Source organism: Anthropogastromicrobium sp. (assembly GCF_037349415.1).
Taxonomy (GTDB): domain Bacteria; phylum Bacillota; class Clostridia; order Lachnospirales; family Lachnospiraceae; genus Anthropogastromicrobium; species Anthropogastromicrobium aceti.
Genome location: NZ_JAXWCK010000029.1, coordinates 121,692 through 139,933, shown reverse-complemented (window position 1 = coordinate 139,933; position 18,242 = coordinate 121,692). Strand labels below are relative to the sequence as shown.

Sequence of the window (18,242 nt, the reverse complement as noted above, 5' to 3'; positions counted from 1 at the left end):
CCGTTAATCTTTGATGTATTGATTATGTTTGTACTTTCAAGAATGAATGTAGAAGGTGCAAATAAGAAACTGAAAGCAGAAAAAAGAATCACTGCAGATGAAGTAACAGATTCATCAGACATAAATTAGAATTGACAGGAAAAAACGTTGTCTGGTCGTTGCTCGATGAGACAGTGCTTTTTTCTATTATTTTTTAAGATTGCTCATTTGTATATGCTGTCATAAAATGTTCTGCAGATAGAAAATCAAATGTCGTTTTCTGTTAAAATCGTCCATAAAAGCCTCCATTCTTTTTTGCAATCGACACTTGCAATATCTTATTAAATGTGCTATAATAATAACATATTTAAAAGGATATTGCAACCTTTGACTGATTTACAATCGAGGTAATTTGTATGGAGCTGTCAAGAACAATCAATTCGGACAAACGCTACATCCTGCTTATACAAGTCAGATGGGCAAGTTTTTGTTCATGCGAAGATATGGAATGTCCATCCATCAGGCCGCAGCCTATACGATTGGCTTGGTAGGAATGGGTTTGTATGATAAACTGGCCCTTGCTCTTTTGTTACCACTTTCTGGATGTGTGTCAATTGTATGATACAATGTGGGAGTGGATGGACGGCACTGGAGCAATCATGTTCCTGTCTTGCGAAGCACCGAAAGATGTCTGAGGAGTCAGGAAAAGCGTAACGCTGGACTAAATCGCGATTCCAAAACAGCCCGAGGTGAGAAATCCTGACGGCTGCAATGGAATCCTCGTCCGACACGTCGGGCGGGGTTGTTCAAGATGTAGGTATCACAATGAATGATGTAAATCCGGATTATGTTGTTGTGGGAGAGGGACGATCATATTCATTGGATATTGCTGCGATGGCGAGTTCAAAAGAAAAATAGTACAAGATAACTGGAAAATGTTGTAAGTAAGATACATAAAGTTGTACTTGCGATGAATACACAATATGTTTAGGCAAATATCTGGAGGTAAAGTATATTATGAAACTTGAAAATTTTGTAGGAATGATGACAGGACATTTTGATAATAAGGATCAATTTAATAAGATGCAGGCAGAAGGGAAAATATATCCATATGCGGAACATGTAAATACAATCTGTAATGACAAAATAAATAACCTTCCTGAAGATTTCAAAGGAAAATTTGTTGTTGAAGAGAGTTATTATGAAATTAATGGGAAACGTCATGCATCTCCACATCTTTTCCTTATCACGGAAATAGAACAGGGAATTTTACTTTCTTCTTATGAAATTCCCAAAGGAGAAGATAAAAATACATTTTCATATGATTCTATGAAGAATGTTGATTACTCTAAACTAGAAAAATCTGAAAAATTTACCCCGGCACTTTATCATGAAAAGGACGGAATCTGGGAAGGAGGCAGCACAAGCCAGTTCTCTCCAGTAATGACATTCAAACTTTGGGAAAAGTTTTCCGACAATTTTCTGGAAGTATCGGAAAGCATGGAAGTTAATGGAAAGAGAATTTTTGGATATGATGAACCAATAATTTATAAGCGTGTATAATTATAACAGTGAAAGCAAGCTACCAGGATATTTTAACAGATTTTTCAGCTCAATATGAAGAGTGGAAGAAAGAAAATAGTGATGTTAATGATTCATGCCGAAAGTGATAGACCTAATGGTTGTATCCTTTCGGCATGAATTGTTACATTCGATTATTTTAGCCCCTCTTGTTGTGTTTTTATTGTGTTTTATCGTATAATATGGATACTGGAGGTGGTTTGGATGAAATACAAGATTTTAGTTGTCGATGATGATAAAGAATTGGTGAAAATGCTTTGTAGTTATTTTAATATGAAACAATATGAAACCATTACAGCTACAGACGGAATGGAAGCATTAAATAAAATAAAAATGAAACCGGATATTATTTTATTGGATATCAATATGCCACGCATGGATGGGATTGAAGTATGTCGTCTGATACGCAGTAAAGTGTTATGTCCAATTTTATTTCTGACAGCAAGAGTTGATGAAGATGATAAAATTAATGGGCTGCTTTCGGGCGGGGATGATTATATTACAAAACCGTTTAGTCTTCGGGAGTTGGAAGCGAGGATTGTTACAAACATAAAGAGAGAAGAGAGGCATCAACAAAAAACAAAATACCGTTTCATGGATGAAATGTTGATTGATTATTCTGAAAAAATAGTAGCTATAGCTGGACACAGGATGGAGTTCACAAAAATTGAATATCAGATTATTGAATTCTTATCCATGCATCCAGGGCAGGTGTTTGATAAAGAACGTATATATGCACAAGTCTGTGGATATGATGCACAAGGGGACAGTAGAACGATAACGGAATTAGTACGGCGTATAAGGAAAAAAATAGCGGATTATTCAGAAAAAGAATACATAGAAACTGTATGGGGGATTGGATACCGATGGAAAAAATAAGAAACTTGTCACTGAAAAAAACAATTCTGCTTTATTTTGTGATCAGCTTAACGGCAACATTTCTGTTATCTGGATTTACAGTTCATTTTGCAAGAAATATGCAGAATAAAATATGGGAAAAATATATTGATTATGCAGATTATACGGACGTGTTTCAGCAATATGGAAAGAAATACGAGATTGAGATATCAAGACCTAATCAATCGCAGATGAATCGTTTGGACTATCATCTTTCGGAAATGTGTGACTTTATGGAAACATATTCAGTATTGATTTTTTCAATTGTTGGGAGTGTTGCTGCGGTATTCTTTTTTTATAAAAACAAGTTAAAGACACCTCTGCAGGAATTAAAAGATGCCTCACAAATGATTGCGGATAATGAACTGGATTTTCATGTGTCCTATGAAAATAAAGATGAGATGGGAACTTTGTGTAAAGAATTTGAAATGATGCGAAGTGCTTTAGCAGATAACAACAGAAAGATGTGGCGAATGATTGATGACGAGAAGGCTTTGCGGAATGCAATTGCACATGACATACGTTCTCCACTTTCCATATTGCGTGGGTATCAGGAAATGCTCTTAGAGTTTGTATCTGCTGAGAGTATAAAAACAGAGGATGTTATTGATATATTACAAACAGGCATGTATCAGATTGACCGTATAGAGCATTTCACGGAAAACATGAGAAAAATGTCCAATTTAGAACAGAGGGAACTGCAATGTTCAGAGATAGTATTATCGGAGCTAGCAAAAAAGATTGAGACAGAAGCTGTCATGCTGTCCAAGAAGGAAAGTAAACTATGTAAGGTAGAAAGCGTACAGGAACAAAACGTTGTGAAAGTGGATGAGGAACTTGTCATGGAAGTGACAGATAACTTATTGGAAAATGCGGTTCGATATGCGCAAAAAAGTATTGCTCTGCAGATAAGGAAAAAGAATGGTTTTCTTATAATTTCTGTTGAAGATGATGGAATAGGATTTGTAGATACTGAGGAAAAAGTAACAGAGCCGTTTTATCATAAGAATCCACAAGATGATTTAAAGCATTTTGGTATTGGCATGTATATTTCTCGTATTTTCTGTGAAAAGCATGGAGGAAATTTGAAAATATATAATGCCAGACAGGGCGGTGCTCATGTAGAAGCTCTTTTTAAAGCTGAATAAAAATATGTTAGAAGGCTAAAATCATAAATAAAGTGGTTTTAGTCTTTTTTGTTGTGAATTTATTGAGAATTGATTTGTATGATGTTGTTAAAGAAATAAAGAAAGGAAGAGATACAATGAAAACAATCATAAAAAGAAGTATACTTGATTATTTAAAGAACCCTGTTTTATGGATTGGCTTGATTATTATAGTTGCCAGTATGTATCAATGTCTGTCATCGTATTTGCAAATTCATTATATCAAACCGAATGAACAGGTTACGCAAAATGATGTAGCATTGGGAGATGCCGATGTCATGGATGGTTACATTCCAACATCTGATGATAAGGAAAGAAGAAGGGAGTGGGAAGATACGATCAGAGAGACTTTAATGGACACCTCCAAAAATGGTTTTGGATTTAGCAGGCAAGAAGCGGATGATGTAGTGAAAAAAATTCAGAATATGGATGTAAAGACTGCTTCGGAGTTTTTGGAATCCCAATATGGCTATTATAACGCAACATATGCTTATGAAGACCTTGAAATTCATAAGGGGACAGCAGAAGAAATCAATCATTATATCGAACAGAAATTATCCGAACATTCTTTTTCCTGGTACTTTGCAAAAAAGTTCACGGATTTTGCAGGATTGCATATGGCCTTTTTTGCAACAGTCTTGCTATCATTTTTATTTATTCAGGATACACGAAAAAGTACCTATGAATTATTACATACAAAGCCTGTTACGGCAGTCCAATATATATGTGGGAAAGTAATAAGCGGATTCATTAGTATGCTGGGAGTATTAGTGATTTTGAATGTTATATTCTTTATGCTGTGTTTGAAAACGTCTTTAGAATCGGGCTTTCCAGTAACACCAATTGATTTTTGCGTGAATTCTCTGATCTATATTATTCCGAATCTTTTGATGATATGTTGTGTCTATACAATTACAGCAGTAATATTTAAAAATCCGCTTCCGGCAGCACCAATCTTGTTTTTACACATTATATATTCAAATATGCTGACCATGAAGAATGATATTTATTATATGAGACCGTTCTCTATTATGGTGCGATTCCCTGGCAGATTTTTTGAAACACATGCAGCCAAAATGTCAAATATAAATCAGATTATGCTTGTGATTTCATCTGTTATATTAGTATGTATTTCTGTTACAATCTGGAAAAGGAGGAGGGTTCATTGAAAACGGAACTAAAAAACTGCCTGTCGTTATATAAGATTTTTTATTCATGTGCATTTATACTGATATTGTGTGCTATTCATCCGATTGTATACTATGAAGAAATCGGTTCAGCGATTCAGTCTCCAATAGCATTTTTAACAATTATTTTTTGTAGTGACACGTATTTGATGGAAGTAAAAAGTAAGCGTGCCGATGTATTTCATTTGTATGATCAAAAAAAGCAGTTAAAAGTAATATCACAGAGAGTGTGCGTTCAAATATTATATTTATTAATACTTTCCTGTGTTGGATATGTTTTGTTTTTCTGGCAAAAACCGGGCAGTGTAAACGAAGGCGTTTCGGGTACTCAGATATTTCTTTTATTTTTCATTGCAATGTTCGGAACCATCTGGCTTTGGAGTATATGCTCTGTGATTTTATGTACATTGCTTGGAAATATGTGGGCAGGTATAGGATGTTTATTTGGAATTGTCATTGGTCTTATATCGAAAGAGGGCAGTTCATTTTTCGGGAATCTGGGATTGTTTTCTTTCAGCTCTTGTGAACCTAATCAATTAATGTCCGAGAGTTGGATTTATGGAACGCTTGTGTCTTTTATAGTGGGGCTGTTTTTATTTGCAGTATTACCAATGGCTTTAAAGAAAAGAGGATAGATTATGAGTATTAGAATAAATGATTTAACAGTTAGATTTAAAAATGGTGTAGTTGCAGTAAATAAGGCATCTCTTGAAATACCTAAGGGAATTTACGGACTTTTGGGTGAGAATGGTGCTGGAAAAACCACTTTGATGAGGGTTCTTACAACCGTTTTAAAACAAACGGAAGGAATGGTTTCGCTTGATGGAATTCTGTATAACGAGGGAAATTATGAGAAAATACAGAAAAAGATTGGTTATCTTCCACAGGAAATCGACTTATATCCGAATCTTACGGTGAAAGAATGTCTTGTATATATGGGGGGACTGTCAGGAGTATCCAGAAATGACCTCGAACAAAGAATTACATATTATCTGGAAAAGACTTCTCTTACAGAGCATCAGAATAAAAAAATGCGGCAATTATCTGGTGGTATGAAGAGACGTGTCGGACTCATACAGGCACTTCTTAATAATCCTGATTTTTTGATTATTGATGAACCTACCACCGGGTTAGATCCGGAAGAAAGAATAAGGATCCGCAATCTTCTGGTTGATTTTTCAAAGGATAGAACGGTGCTGTTTTCCACTCATGTAGTAGAAGATTTAGCAGCAACCTGTACACAGCTTGCCATTATGAAAAAAGGAAGTTTTTTATATTCTGGAAGCGTGAGTGGGTTGCTGGAAAATGCAAAGGGCTGTGTTTGGAATTGTACGGTACAAAATGCAGAAGAAGCCCGTTTGTTAGAAGCCAATTATTCTATTTCATCTAAGCAGTATGTAAAAAATGGAATTCATATGAAAGTATTAAGCAAAGAAAAGCCAAATGAAAATTGTGTCCCGGATAATGATATCACTTTGGAAGATGCATATATTTATTTGACGAATAGCTAGAATTATTAAGGCCCGCTGTTTGGCGGGCCATTTTTTGCTTTCTTGCAATGACTGTCATGTTGTAATATAGGTGTCATACCCAGCAGCACGCAGACGATATTCCATGCGGATTGCATTTTCGAGGCGAGAGAATGCACCAACTTGAACTTTATACAAGTCGCCGTCCATTAAAATAAAAGCTGGAAAACCTTCTTCTGTGAGCTGGGAGTTTAATTCGTAGGCATAATTTCTGTTTTTAAATGCACCGACTTGAACACGGTAAAGTTTAGAGGCAGGTGTATTGTCAGATAGAGGAGAAGGCGGCCGTTCATTTTGAGTGTTGTTGGAGATTTCAGGAGGATAAGATGCTGATGAGATTGAATCAGGTAGCTGACCTTCATTTTTAAGTGTTTCCAGTATTCCATTTGAAATTGCAGCAGCTATTTCCTCAAACTCCTCGTCAAATTTTAGATTGTCAGCATCATTGTCGATAAAACCAGTTTCAATTAAAACAGCAGGCATGTGAGAACGACGAAGCACCGCAAGGCCAGGGCGCTCAATTACGCCAATATCGCGAAAGCCAAGTGCGGCAAGCTCTCTGTTAATATCGCGTGCCATTTGTGCAGCTACGCCGCGGTCAGCATAGACTAGTGTTTCGATGCCAGATGCGTTTCCGGCAATTGGAGAGGCATTTCGATGAAAGGATATTAGATAATCAGCACCGCTTTCATTTGCAATCATTGCCTTTCGGTAAGGACTGTCATAAACATCATCTGTGCGTGTATACAAAACATCAACACCGTTTTGAGAGAGTAGTTCACCGACAGCAAGAGCCAGTCTAAGATTATCATCTTTTTCCTGTCTTCCCTTATAGACAGCACCGGGATCCATTCCGCCGTGGCCGGGATCAATAATAACAGTTGGCATGTAGGAATCCTCAAAAAGTTTGCTCCTTATAGGATATGTTTGTTTATATGTTGTGGTTCCTGTTTAAACAGAACTAATTGCATATGATTTGTAACTGTGATAGGATATTTGCAGGAGGAGAAAAACATGATACAGGATATTATACCACATCAATATGATAATCATTACATTGAATATCAGCCACAAATCACAGATTTTTGTATTTGCATAAAGGATGGAACAGTGCTGTTATGCCAAGATAAAAAAGAAAAGAACAGCTGGTACATACCAACATTCAAGGAGCTTGCAGAGCCGCTTTATGGTGCTGTTTATTTATTTGCCATTGACGGAAGACATTATTTTTTAAAGCAGATGACAGGGAAGGACGATACGGGATTGATTGAGGATGAGAGCAACATGACATCTGGTCCATCAGATCGCTTACAGGCACTTGAAAATACAAAAGGACTTACGGGAGCATGGAAAAACAGACGTGATATGCGTGAGATAATGCCTCGTTTTATTGCTTTTGCTGGAATTACGGCGCTTCAGCTTGATGGCTGGTATAGAAACAATCGTTACTGCGGTCACTGCGGTGGCTTATTAAAGAAAGATCATAAGGAGCGTATGCTTTATTGCGAGAAGTGCGGCAGCCGAGTATATCCGCGCATAAATCCGGCAGTTATTATTGCTGTAACGAAGGGGTCAAAGCTTCTTATGACAAAGTATGCAGGAAGAACGTATACCAGATATGCACTTGTAGCAGGCTTTACCGAGATTGGAGAGACACTTGAGCAGACAGTAGCAAGAGAGGTAATGGAAGAGACAGGTATTAGGGTAAAGAATCTTCGCTATTACAAGAGCCAGCCGTGGTCATTTACAGACACGCTTCTGACTGGATTTTTCTGTGAGGCTGATGGCGAACAAGATATTCGTCTTGATAAGGAAGAACTCTCTGTTGCCGAGTGGATCGAGCGCGACAAAATTGATCAGGCTCAGGATTCTTACGATGACCTGAGCCTGACAAATGAGATGATATGTTATTTTCGTGATCACAAGGATGTATGATGAGATTATTTATTATTATAGAAGCGAAGCACACCGTCCATCTGCGCTGTCATATTGAGAAGCAGACTGTCTGCAATGGTAAGCGCACACATCGCCTCAACGACAACAACAGCACGAGGAACAATCAAAGGATCATGGCGACCTTTGATCGTCAGTTCCATCGGTTCCTTATTGCGTGAAATTGTCTGCTGCGGACGGAAGATCGAAGGTGTAGGCTTAACTGCTGCACGAACAATAATGGTATCACCATCACTTATGCCGCCCAGAATGCCGCCTGCATGGTTGGTTTTCTTGGCGGTATTTCCATCCTCATTAATATAGAAGGAATCGTTGTTTTCTGAGCCGACAGCATGTGCTGCTGCGAAGCCATCACCGATTTCAATTCCCTTAACAGCACCGATAGAGACAAGCGCTTTAGAAAGATTAGCATCAAGCTTTTCAAATACAGGATCGCCAAGGCCAGCTGGAACACCTGTGATGCGGCATTCGATTACACCTCCGGAGGATTCCTTTTCTTCAATCATGCGGTCAACATATTTTTGTGCCATTGCAGCAGCTTCTGCATCTGGCAGATGGAATGGATTGTTGTCAATCTCTTCTGGACAAAATGTTTTAGCTGCAACAGGTCCAATAGATGAGGCATAGGCAGTAATAGAAATGCCAAGCTGCTCTAAAAGCTTCATAGCCACAGCACCACCTGCCACACGTCCGATTGTCTCACGACCGGATGAGCGTCCGCCGCCGCGATAATCGCGAAAACCATACTTTTGATCAAATGTATAATCTGCATGACCAGGGCGATAGCTATTTGCAATTTCGGAATAATCTTTAGAGCGCTGTGTCTCATTGATTACTTCCATAGCAATTGGTGTACCAGTTGTGCGTCCCTCAAATATACCAGAGAGAATATGAACACGATCTGCCTCATTTCGTGGGGTAGAGTAACGTGATTGTCCTGGACGTCTGCGGTTTAGCTGCATTTGGATATCTTCTTCTGAGAGAAAAAGCCCTGCCGGACAGCCGTCAACGACAACGCCGATTGACGGACCGTGTGACTCGCCCCAAGTAGTAATACGAAAAATAGTGCCAAAGGATGAACCTGCCATAAAAACCTGCCTTTCTGTGCAAAAAATCAGTTTTAAACAAACTGATTGGATGTCTCATCATAATAATAATCAATTTGAGCGAGTGTGTTGCAGAGTGTTTGCTTGTCTGCGTTTAGACTGATGCATAATTCGTCAAGACTTGGATAAAAATCGCGAAGCTGCGTATTGATATAGCTTAAAAGAATTACTGGATCTTTAGGTAAAACGGTCATGAAAAGCCTCCTATTATTAATTGTCAGAATGTGAGCAGCCGCATGAACAGGATTCATGCTGAAAATGTTCAGTCTGTGAGTGCGAAATTCCCTGACTGTCAAATTCACCGGGACAGCTGGTATGCAGGTAGCTGTCAACAAAGTGATGAAGGAGCGCGGCCTGTGTGGTGGAGGCAATGTGATAATGTACTTCCTTTCCATGTCGATTTCCTGTGATCAGCCCTGCATCTTTTAGACAGCGCAGGTGATGGGAGACAGCGGGAGCACTCATGCCGACAGCAGCAGAGATATTAAGTACGCATTCCTCACTGTGACACAGCAGCCAGAAGATCTGAAGACGTGTACCGTCACAAAGCTGTTTGAAGGCACTGGCCATATCTGCACAGGTATCTTTAGAGGGCATTGCCTCAAGAACGTTATGGATATCCCCATGATTATGTGGGAGAATTGGAGTTGTCATATAAATTACCATGCCTTTCCGTAATCTGCTGGTGTAAGCAGACACAAGTATGAGATTGCTGTTTTTGCAAATGAGGGTTTTAATGAAGTTTTTTATAAAAAAACAAATATACGTTCACAAAATACAGCAAATTAGCAAGATTGATTGACAAAAAAATAAGAATCATCTAGCCATGTCATCTATTTTACTATAGGAAAAATAAAAATACAAGATTTTTTAGGATTTTCCACTTTACTAATTGCCAGATTATGTTATAATATTAACAGAGTGTCTGTGAAAACAGTAAAGGTCTGTTTGGACACAAAAGAAAACCGGGAGCAATCCCTTATTTTTAGGAGGTTTATAATGGCTAAGTGGGTTTACAAGTTCCAGGAAGGCAATGCTTCTATGAGAAATCTTCTCGGAGGCAAGGGCTGCAACCTGGCTGAGATGACCGGTCTTGGCATGCCGATTCCACAGGGTTTCACTGTAACGACTGAGGCATGTACCGAGTATTACAACTGCGGAAAGAAGATTTCTGATGAAATTCAGACTCAGATCTTTGATGCATTAAAGTGGTTAGAGGAGTACAATGGCAAGAAGTTAGGCGACGTAGAGGATCCGTTACTTGTTTCTGTTCGTTCTGGTGCACGTGCATCCATGCCAGGTATGATGGATACCATCCTGAACCTGGGTCTGAACGATGTATCTGTTGAAGGCTTCGCAAAGAAGACTGGCAATCCAAGATTTGCTTACGATTCTTACAGAAGATTCATCCAGATGTTCTCTGACGTTGTTATGGAGGTTCCGAAGAGCCATTTTGAGAAGATCATCGATGAGATCAAGGCTGAGAAAGGTGTAACCTACGATGTAGAGCTGACCGCTGATGACTTAAAGGAACTGATTGTTCGCTTTAAGAAGGTTTACTTTGATGCTATGGGAAGTGAGTTCCCACAGGATCCTACTGTACAGCTGATGGAGGCTGTAAAGGCTGTATTCCGTTCTTGGGATAATCCGCGTGCTATCGTATACCGTCGTATGAATGATATTCCGGGTGACTGGGGTACCGCTGTAAACGTACAGACCATGGTATTCGGTAACAAGGGTGAGACATCTGGTACAGGTGTTGCATTTACACGTAATCCATCTACTGGTGCAAAGGGTATCTTCGGTGAGTACCTGTTAAACGCACAGGGCGAGGACGTTGTTGCTGGTGTTCGTACACCACAGCCGATCTCTACTCTGGAGCAGGCTATGCCAGAAGTTTACAAGCAGTTCATGGATCTGGCTACAAATCTTGAGAATCACTTCCATGATATGCAGGATATGGAGTTCACCATCGAGGAAGGCAAGCTGTACTTCCTGCAGACACGTAACGGTAAGAGAACCGCTCCGGCTGCTATCAAGATCGCTTGTGACCTTGTAGATGAGGGACAGATTACTCCTGAGGAAGCTGTATGCCGTATCGAGGCAAAGTCTCTTGATCAGCTGCTTCATCCAACATTCGATACCGCTGCATTAAAGGCAGGTGAGGTTATCGGTTCTGCACTTCCGGCATCTCCAGGTGCTGCTGCTGGTAAGGTTTACTTTACTGCAGACGAGGCTAAGGCTGCTGGTAAGGGCGGCAGAGGCGAGAGAGTTATCCTGGTTCGTCTTGAGACTTCTCCAGAGGATATCGAGGGTATGCATGCATCTCAGGGTATCCTGACTGTTCGTGGTGGTATGACATCTCACGCAGCAGTAGTTGCACGTGGTATGGGTACTTGCTGTGTATCTGGCTGCGGCGAGATCAAGATCGACGAGGAGGCTAAGACCTTCGAGTTAGGTGGCTACACATTCCATGAGGGAGATTACATTTCTCTGGATGGTACTACTGGTAAGATTTATAAGGGCGACATCAAGACCGTTGAGGCATCTGTAGGTGGTGACTTCGGACGTGTTATGGCTTGGGCTGATCAGTTCAGAAAGCTGTCCGTACGTACAAACGCAGATACTCCGGCAGATACTTTAAATGCAGTAAGACTTGGTGCAGAGGGTATCGGTCTTTGCCGTACTGAGCATATGTTCTTCGGTGAGGATAGAATCCCGAAGATCCGTAAGATGATCCTTTCCAAGACTGTTGAGCAGAGAGAGGCTGCATTAGCAGAGCTTCTTCAGTTCCAGAAGGCTGACTTCAAGGCTATGTATGAGGCTCTTGAGGGACGTCCGATGACAGTTCGTTACCTGGATCCGCCGCTGCATGAGTTCGTTCCTACCGATCCGGAAGATATCGCAGCACTGGCTAAGGATATGAACCTGACCGTTGAGGAAGTAAAGGCTACCTGTGATTCCCTGCATGAGTTCAACCCAATGATGGGTCATCGTGGATGCCGTCTGGCTGTTACCTATCCTGAGATCGCTAAGATGCAGACAAGAGCCGTTATGGAAGCTGCTATCGAAGTTGCAGAGGAGAAGGGTTATGACATCGTTCCAGAGATCATGATTCCGTTAGTAGGCGAGAAGAAAGAGCTGAAGTTCGTTAAGGACGTTGTTGTAGAAGTTGCAGAGCAGGTTAAGAAGGAAAAGAATTCCGACATGCAGTATCATATCGGTACCATGATCGAGATTCCGCGTGCCGCACTGACCGCTGATAAGATCGCTGAGGAAGCTGAGTTCTTCTCATTTGGTACAAACGACCTGACTCAGATGACCTTTGGTTTCTCTCGTGATGATGCAGGTAAGTTCTTAGATTCCTACTACAAGGCTAAGATCTACGAGTCCGATCCATTTGCAAGACTTGATCAGGAGGGCGTAGGCCAGCTGGTTAAGATGGCAGTTGAAAAGGGACGCGCTACCAGACCAAACTTAAAGTGCGGTATCTGTGGTGAGCACGGTGGAGATCCAAGCTCCGTAGAGTTCTGCCATAAGGTAGGCTTAAACTATGTTTCTTGCTCACCGTTCCGTGTGCCGATCGCAAGACTGGCTGCTGCACAGGCTGCATTAAACAATAAGTAATTAAGTAACCTTTTAAGGTAAAAATAAAAATGGGCTGTAATCTGTGAAAACAGGTTGCAGCCCATTTTTTATGAGAATTGAGCACTCAACTATTCATGTAAATACACTGGAAGATTCATCAATACGACAGCAGCCATTTAAAAATTCTTCCATGGCGCGCGAAAAATAACGTCCTTTTTTCCAATAAAAGCAGACGCGTCTTGTATTGTGCTGAGTAGGAAGCCGATAATAGACTACATTTTTGTTGCGCGGAATACGGCTTAAAATAATATCACCGATAAAGCAGATTCCAAGACCAGATTGGCAGATGTTATAAGCAGTCATCTGCTGATCCATATTTAAAATGATATTGGGTTTGAAATTGCTGTCCTGACAAATTAGGCGGGCACGTCTTCCGGTATCATTTTCATTTCGCAGCATAATAAATGGAAGATCTGAAAATAAACGAAGCGGAACAACTGGCACAGAATCCATCTGGAAATCTTTTCGTTCAATCAGATCATTTGGAATCTGAAAGGAGGTTAATTCGCTGTTGATTGAAAAAGAGTGTGGAACTGCCAACACAAGATGTTCTTCTTTATATAATTTGCTGTCAAAGACAGCAGAGTCAAGAGTTGTGTTATCTAAAATCAGATCGACAATACCCTTCTGCAAAAGTTCAGTTAACTGTGTTGTATTTTCTTCAATTAAATTGATTCTAATGTTTGGGTAGCGTGGTGCAAAGTTTGAGATGAGAGATGGCAAAATCCAGGATGAAAACAGATTGCTGCCGCCAAGCGTTAAAGTTCCTGTTTCCAAATTGTCAAAATCATAGACAAACTGCGAAAATCCCTTTTCCACTGCGAGAATTTCTTCAACGCATCGGATGTATTCTTTTCCACACTCCGTCAAAGAAAGCGGCTTTGTGCTGCGGTCAAAAATAGGAAAACCAACCTTTTTTTCTACGCGTTTTACATTAGCACTTAAAGAAGGCTGTGAAATAAAAAGGTTCGCAGCTGCTTTTGAAAAACTTTTATCCTTGTAAACTTGGTAAACATATTCCATTCCATGAAACATAAAAATACCATCCTTATCGTGTTTTTTTTGTAAAAAATATTAAAAATACTATAACTTAAACACTATAATAACTATAAAAGTATATGTATTTGATTATATTATACTGACAATCTATAATTAAGACAAGGGTAAGATATTAAATCTTAAAAATATTCCAAAGATTGCAGTTCACGGCTCAGCCAATATTTATAGCAAAGCACTAAGGTGAATGGATTTCACGAGCCGGACACTTGAAGCAGGTCTTTCAAAGTAATGTATAACAAGAAAGAACATAACAGGAGCCTGCGGAGTTTGGTCCGGCGACGAAACCATTACACCGAAGGGCTTTCGTAAAATGACACGTGAACTACAACTTCCAAAGTGCTATTAGGGATAAAGTGGAGGAAATAAGAAATGAATGAAAAGGTATATAAGGAAGCAGAAGGGATGAATGATATGACAGAAAATGAAATGGAGTTTCGTGTTGAGAAGGATTCAATCGGAACTAAGGATGTGCCTGAAAACGTTTATTATGGTGTACAGTCACTGCGTGCAGCAGAGAATTTCCATATTACAGGATTAAATATGCACCCAGAGATTATTAACAGCTTGGCTTACATCAAGAAGGCAGCAGCTATCACAAACTGTGAGGCTGGTCTTCTTGACAAGAGACGTACACAGGCAATCGTTCAGGCATGTGATGAGATTCTTGAAGGAAAGTTTCGTGAGGATTTTATCGTTGATCCGATTCAGGGTGGTGCAGGAACTTCTTTAAATATGAATGCAAATGAGGTTATTGCAAATAGAGCAATTGAGATTCTAGGCGGAAAGAAGGGTGATTATTCCGTTGTTAATCCAAATGATCATGTTAACTGCGGACAGTCTACAAATGATGTTATTCCAACAGCAGGAAAGATGACATCACTTCGCCTGTTAAAGAAGCTTAAAAAGCAGCTGCTTCGTCTTCATAGTGCTTTAGAGCAGAAGGCAGATGAGTTTGATAGCATTATCAAAATGGGAAGAACACAGCTACAGGATGCAGTTCCGATTCGTCTGGGACAGGAATTTAAGGCATACAGTGTTGCAATTTTACGAGATTTGAATCGTATGGATAAGGCAATGGATGAGATGCGCACCTTGAACATGGGCGGTACAGCAGTGGGTACTGGATTAAATGCAGATGAATCTTATCTTCGACGCATTGTTCCAAACTTAAGCGAAATTTCCGGCATGGATCTGGTGCAGGCATATGATTTGATTGATGCAACTCAGAACCTTGATTCTTTCGTAGCAGTATCTGGTGCAGTAAAGGCATGTGCAGTTACACTGTCAAAAATTGCAAACGATCTTCGCCTTATGTCTTCGGGACCGAGAGCAGGTTTTGGAGAGATTAATCTTCCAGCAAAGCAGAATGGTTCTTCCATCATGCCAGGCAAAGTAAATCCAGTTATTCCTGAGGTTGTAAATCAGGTAGCATTTAATGCTATTGGAAACGATATGACAATTACAATGGCAGCAGAAGCAGGACAGTTAGAGCTGAATGCATTTGAGCCAATTATTTTCTATTGTCTGTTCCAGTCAATTGATACGATTGCATATGCTGTAAATACATTTGTAGATAACTGCGTAATCGGTATTACTGCAAATGAAACCCGCTGCCGCTATTTTGTTGAGAATAGCGTTGGAATTATCACTGCAATCTGTCCGTATGTTGGTTATCAGAAGGCAGCTGAGATTGCGAAAGAAGCTATTAAAACAGGTGAGTCCGTAAGAAAGCTTATCATTGAGAAGGGGCTTCTTACAAAGGAGCAGATGGATGAGATTATGGATCCAGTCCAGATGACAGAGCCTGGAATTTCTGGAAAGACAGTAAACAAAATTTGAATGCTTTACATGTAAATGATGTTGGGATTTTAAAAGAGGATATGAGTGATTTTCTCATATCCTCTTAATTATACAAAGAAGTTTGCTTTATTAAAAAATGATATCCCACAGTCCAGTAGACATGAAAAACAGAACTAACATTACAACAGGAACGACATAGCGCATTAAAATTCCATAGAGTTTTTCGCGTTTAAATGACTCACCATTTTTTGTAACTTCATCTGTAATCCACTTTGGTCCAATAACCCAGCCAATCAAAATGCTGGTAAGCAGCGAGATAAACGGCATTAAAAAGCTGTTGCTGATATAGTCAGCCAAATCAAGCAGCTGTCCAACAGAACCATTTGGAAGCTTCAAATCAAAATAGAACACGTTGTAGCCAAGGCAGATAATAACTGCAGTTATAAGAGAGTAGGTACCTATGATGACGCACATTTTCTTTCTTGATTTGTGAAACAGCTCCATGCAGTTTGCAACTAGTGTTTCCATGACAGAGACACATGAAGTAAGTGCGGCAAAGCCAAGCATCAAGAAGAATGCAATTCCAACAAAACGACCGGCAGCTCCCATTGAAGCAAATACCTTTGGAAGTGAAAGGAAGGTCAGGCTAGGACCTGAGGTCATACCGTCAGTTCCAAGGAAGACAAACACAGCCGGAATGATCATAAGACCAGATAAAAAGGCAACGCCGGTATCAAAGATCTCAATTTGGTTGATGGACTTGCTTAAATTTACATCATCCTTTACATAAGAGCCATAGGTGATCATGATACCCATAGAAACACTTAAGGAGAAGAAAAGCTGACTCATCGCATCAAGCAAAATCTCCAGAAAACGCTTAACAGTAAGACCTTTAACATTTGGAATCAGGTAGACTGCTAAACCATGAAGACCAGTACGGACTGTGCCATCTTCAGTCTCATAAGAAAGCGTTAAGGAAAAGATTGCAATACCGATAATCAAAATAAGCAGAATCGGCATTAAAATACGAGAATACTTTTCAATTCCTTTTTCAACACCAAGATAAACAACCCATGCAGTCAACGCAAGAAAAATAAACATAAATACAATAGGCGCTTCAGTTGATGTGATAAAGGAAGTAAAATAGCCATCTTGTGCAGGAGCCTCTGTTCCAGAAACTACATAAGCAGTTAAATATTTGACGATCCAGCCTCCAATTACAGAGTAGTAGGTCATGATCAGTGCAGGAACAAGGAAAGTAAGATATCCAAGAAATTTCCATTTGCTACTTATTGCGGCATAGGCATTCAGTGCATTTTTCTTTGTTTTTCGTCCGATAGCGATATCAGTTGTCAGAAGGACGAAACCGAATGTGAGAACTAAAACTAGATAAATGATTAAAAATAATCCTCCACCATCCTTGGCACAAAGATAAGGAAAGCGCCAAATATTTCCGACACCGACTGCGCTTCCGGCGGCTGCAAGGACAAAACCAATCGAGCCGCTGAAGCTATTCTTTTTTTGCTGCATAATACACCCCTAATATAAAATAGTAATATTGGTTAAGAACCTTGAACTATCATATCATGGAATGTTGTTCTTTACAAGTGACGAAAATATTTAAAAAACTGCTTTTGTGCAAAAATGCCAAAAAAGTACTTGATCTATTTTAACCTATTTCAGTTGCCAAGCGTCCAATCCATACTTTGGCGGATAAGCTGCTGATATTGTGGGCAGTCAAAAATTTCAGGCGTGTGACCAGGACAAAGATAAATCAGACGTCCTTTACCTGAGTTTTTACACCATCCGGCAGGATATTTCTGATTTTTGTACTGGTAGGTAAGGATTATTTCTTTGTTATCTGGCACAAGCTCAAATTGATAAGGTTCTTCATCAAGAGAAAAGCTTTTGCAGCTTTCTGTTACAGGATGAGCAGACGGCTCAAAGCGGATAACTTCATGATGTGGGTGACCAAGAAATTTTGCGCCAGCAAGTGTTAGAAGACGATCATGACTTTGAATACTAATTCCATTATGAAGTAAAAGTGCACCGCCGCCGTTTTCTACGAAGTGCTCGAAAGCGTTAGCTTCGTCATCACAAAGCTTTGATTTCCATATATCAAGATAAGAGATGATACCTGAAATATGATCTTTTTCTAAGGTGAGAAGTTTTGACGTATCGTCAGTACAAATTAGCTCATAGTCTGATAAAATAGATGCAAGGCGCTTGTCAACACCTGCTAAGCCATGATAGATTGCGTCATTGTAATTTCCTATTACAAGAATTTTCTTTTTCATAAGTTTGTTATCCTTTCATTTTACTTAAATAAATGTTTGC

Annotated in this window: 16 protein-coding genes; 9 read left to right on the top strand and 7 right to left on the bottom strand. The window is 39.7% G+C overall.

The window, feature by feature from the left end; translation table 11 throughout:
• The first annotated feature begins 993 nt into the window (after positions 1-993).
• The 6 genes from WJP93_RS06695 (at position 994) to WJP93_RS06670 (ending at position 6,321) form a co-directional block, all read left to right on the top strand.
• Positions 994-1,542: a hypothetical protein gene (locus WJP93_RS06695; protein ID WP_337547405.1), complete on the top strand. Its 549-nt coding sequence runs from the start codon at positions 994-996 to the stop codon at positions 1,540-1,542.
• Between the two features lie 222 nt (positions 1,543-1,764).
• On the top strand, positions 1,765-2,439 hold the full coding sequence (locus WJP93_RS06690; RefSeq protein ID WP_337547401.1) for a response regulator transcription factor: 675 nt from the start codon (positions 1,765-1,767) through the stop codon (positions 2,437-2,439).
• On the top strand, positions 2,427-3,605 hold the full coding sequence (locus WJP93_RS06685) for a HAMP domain-containing sensor histidine kinase (protein WP_337547400.1): 1,179 nt from the start codon (positions 2,427-2,429) through the stop codon (positions 3,603-3,605). The genes WJP93_RS06690 and WJP93_RS06685 overlap by 13 nt, the downstream gene beginning before the upstream one ends.
• A 116-nt stretch (positions 3,606-3,721) precedes the next feature.
• Positions 3,722-4,792 carry an ABC transporter permease gene (locus WJP93_RS06680; protein WP_337547399.1) on the top strand — a complete coding sequence of 357 codons (1,071 nt, stop codon included), beginning with the start codon at positions 3,722-3,724 and terminating at the stop codon, positions 4,790-4,792.
• A gap of 167 nt (positions 4,793-4,959) precedes the next feature.
• Complete coding sequence (locus WJP93_RS06675) at positions 4,960-5,445, top strand: transporter (protein WP_337547398.1); 486 nt, start codon at positions 4,960-4,962, stop codon at positions 5,443-5,445.
• 3 nt (positions 5,446-5,448) lie between these two features.
• A complete protein-coding gene (locus tag WJP93_RS06670; protein WP_337547397.1) occupies positions 5,449-6,321 on the top strand; it encodes an ATP-binding cassette domain-containing protein in 873 nt (290 codons plus the stop codon).
• Positions 6,322-6,375: 54 nt separating this feature from the next.
• Here WJP93_RS06670 and WJP93_RS06665 read toward each other — a convergent pair whose 3' ends face one another.
• On the bottom strand, positions 6,376-7,227 hold the full coding sequence (locus tag WJP93_RS06665) for an N-acetylmuramoyl-L-alanine amidase (RefSeq protein WP_337547396.1): 852 nt from the start codon (positions 7,225-7,227) through the stop codon (positions 6,376-6,378).
• A gap of 126 nt (positions 7,228-7,353) precedes the next feature.
• Here WJP93_RS06665 and nudC point away from each other — a divergent pair, with 126 nt between their 5' ends.
• Positions 7,354-8,274: an NAD(+) diphosphatase gene (gene nudC / locus WJP93_RS06660; RefSeq protein ID WP_337547395.1), complete on the top strand. Its 921-nt coding sequence runs from the start codon at positions 7,354-7,356 to the stop codon at positions 8,272-8,274.
• 5 nt (positions 8,275-8,279) lie between these two features.
• Here the strand turns inward: nudC and aroC are convergent, their stop codons facing one another.
• Genes aroC through WJP93_RS06645 form a run of 3 tightly spaced genes read right to left on the bottom strand, consistent with a single transcriptional unit; the run spans position 8,280 to position 10,052 of the window.
• Entirely contained in the window at positions 8,280-9,380 is a 1,101-nt protein-coding gene (aroC, locus tag WJP93_RS06655; RefSeq protein ID WP_337547394.1) for a chorismate synthase, read from the bottom strand.
• A 32-nt stretch (positions 9,381-9,412) separates the two neighbouring features.
• Positions 9,413-9,592, bottom strand: coding sequence for a DUF4250 domain-containing protein (locus WJP93_RS06650; protein ID WP_337547393.1), 180 nt, complete (start codon positions 9,590-9,592; stop codon positions 9,413-9,415).
• Positions 9,593-9,608: 16 nt separating this feature from the next.
• A complete protein-coding gene (locus WJP93_RS06645; RefSeq protein WP_317259060.1) occupies positions 9,609-10,052 on the bottom strand; it encodes a metalloregulator ArsR/SmtB family transcription factor in 444 nt (147 codons plus the stop codon).
• Positions 10,053-10,397: 345 nt separating this feature from the next.
• On the opposite strand from WJP93_RS06645, the gene ppdK reads away from it, so the two are divergent.
• Entirely contained in the window at positions 10,398-13,025 is a 2,628-nt protein-coding gene (ppdK, locus tag WJP93_RS06640) for a pyruvate, phosphate dikinase (RefSeq protein WP_337547392.1), read from the top strand.
• 93 nt (positions 13,026-13,118) lie between these two features.
• On the opposite strand, the gene WJP93_RS06635 is transcribed toward ppdK, so the two are convergent.
• The gene (locus WJP93_RS06635) at positions 13,119-14,081 is read right to left on the bottom strand and encodes a LysR family transcriptional regulator (RefSeq protein ID WP_337547391.1); all 963 of its coding nucleotides are present in this window, start codon (positions 14,079-14,081) and stop codon (positions 13,119-13,121) included.
• Positions 14,082-14,516: 435 nt separating this feature from the next.
• Here WJP93_RS06635 and WJP93_RS06630 point away from each other — a divergent pair, with 435 nt between their 5' ends.
• Positions 14,517-15,944, top strand: coding sequence for an aspartate ammonia-lyase (locus tag WJP93_RS06630; RefSeq protein ID WP_337547403.1), 1,428 nt, complete (start codon positions 14,517-14,519; stop codon positions 15,942-15,944).
• Positions 15,945-16,034: 90 nt separating this feature from the next.
• On the opposite strand, the gene WJP93_RS06625 is transcribed toward WJP93_RS06630, so the two are convergent.
• Entirely contained in the window at positions 16,035-17,435 is a 1,401-nt protein-coding gene (locus WJP93_RS06625) for a sodium-dependent transporter (RefSeq protein ID WP_337547390.1), read from the bottom strand.
• Between the two features lie 149 nt (positions 17,436-17,584).
• On the bottom strand, positions 17,585-18,202 hold the full coding sequence (locus tag WJP93_RS06620; protein ID WP_337547389.1) for a ThuA domain-containing protein: 618 nt from the start codon (positions 18,200-18,202) through the stop codon (positions 17,585-17,587).
• Positions 18,203-18,242 lie beyond the last annotated feature (40 nt).

Excerpts from the sequence above, each read along its gene's own strand:
- WJP93_RS06675 (WP_337547398.1), top strand. The coding sequence starts at position 4,960 with ATGGAAGTAAAAAGTAAGCGTGCCGATGTATTTCATTTGTATGATCAA.
- WJP93_RS06650 (WP_337547393.1), bottom strand. The coding sequence starts at position 9,592 with ATGACCGTTTTACCTAAAGATCCAGTAATTCTTTTAAGCTATATCAAT.
- WJP93_RS06625 (WP_337547390.1), bottom strand. The coding sequence starts at position 17,435 with ATGCAGCAAAAAAAGAATAGCTTCAGCGGCTCGATTGGTTTTGTCCTT.
- WJP93_RS06685 (WP_337547400.1), top strand. The coding sequence starts at position 2,427 with ATGGAAAAAATAAGAAACTTGTCACTGAAAAAAACAATTCTGCTTTAT.
- WJP93_RS06635 (WP_337547391.1), bottom strand. The coding sequence starts at position 14,081 with ATGTTTCATGGAATGGAATATGTTTACCAAGTTTACAAGGATAAAAGT.
- WJP93_RS06670 (WP_337547397.1), top strand. The coding sequence starts at position 5,449 with ATGAGTATTAGAATAAATGATTTAACAGTTAGATTTAAAAATGGTGTA.
- WJP93_RS06665 (WP_337547396.1), bottom strand. The coding sequence starts at position 7,227 with ATGCCAACTGTTATTATTGATCCCGGCCACGGCGGAATGGATCCCGGT.
- WJP93_RS06690 (WP_337547401.1), top strand. The coding sequence starts at position 1,765 with ATGAAATACAAGATTTTAGTTGTCGATGATGATAAAGAATTGGTGAAA.
- nudC (WP_337547395.1), top strand. The coding sequence starts at position 7,354 with ATGATACAGGATATTATACCACATCAATATGATAATCATTACATTGAA.
- aroC (WP_337547394.1), bottom strand. The coding sequence starts at position 9,380 with ATGGCAGGTTCATCCTTTGGCACTATTTTTCGTATTACTACTTGGGGC.
- WJP93_RS06680 (WP_337547399.1), top strand. The coding sequence starts at position 3,722 with ATGAAAACAATCATAAAAAGAAGTATACTTGATTATTTAAAGAACCCT.
- WJP93_RS06630 (WP_337547403.1), top strand. The coding sequence starts at position 14,517 with ATGACAGAAAATGAAATGGAGTTTCGTGTTGAGAAGGATTCAATCGGA.
- ppdK (WP_337547392.1), top strand. The coding sequence starts at position 10,398 with ATGGCTAAGTGGGTTTACAAGTTCCAGGAAGGCAATGCTTCTATGAGA.
- WJP93_RS06620 (WP_337547389.1), bottom strand. The coding sequence starts at position 18,202 with ATGAAAAAGAAAATTCTTGTAATAGGAAATTACAATGACGCAATCTAT.
- WJP93_RS06645 (WP_317259060.1), bottom strand. The coding sequence starts at position 10,052 with ATGACAACTCCAATTCTCCCACATAATCATGGGGATATCCATAACGTT.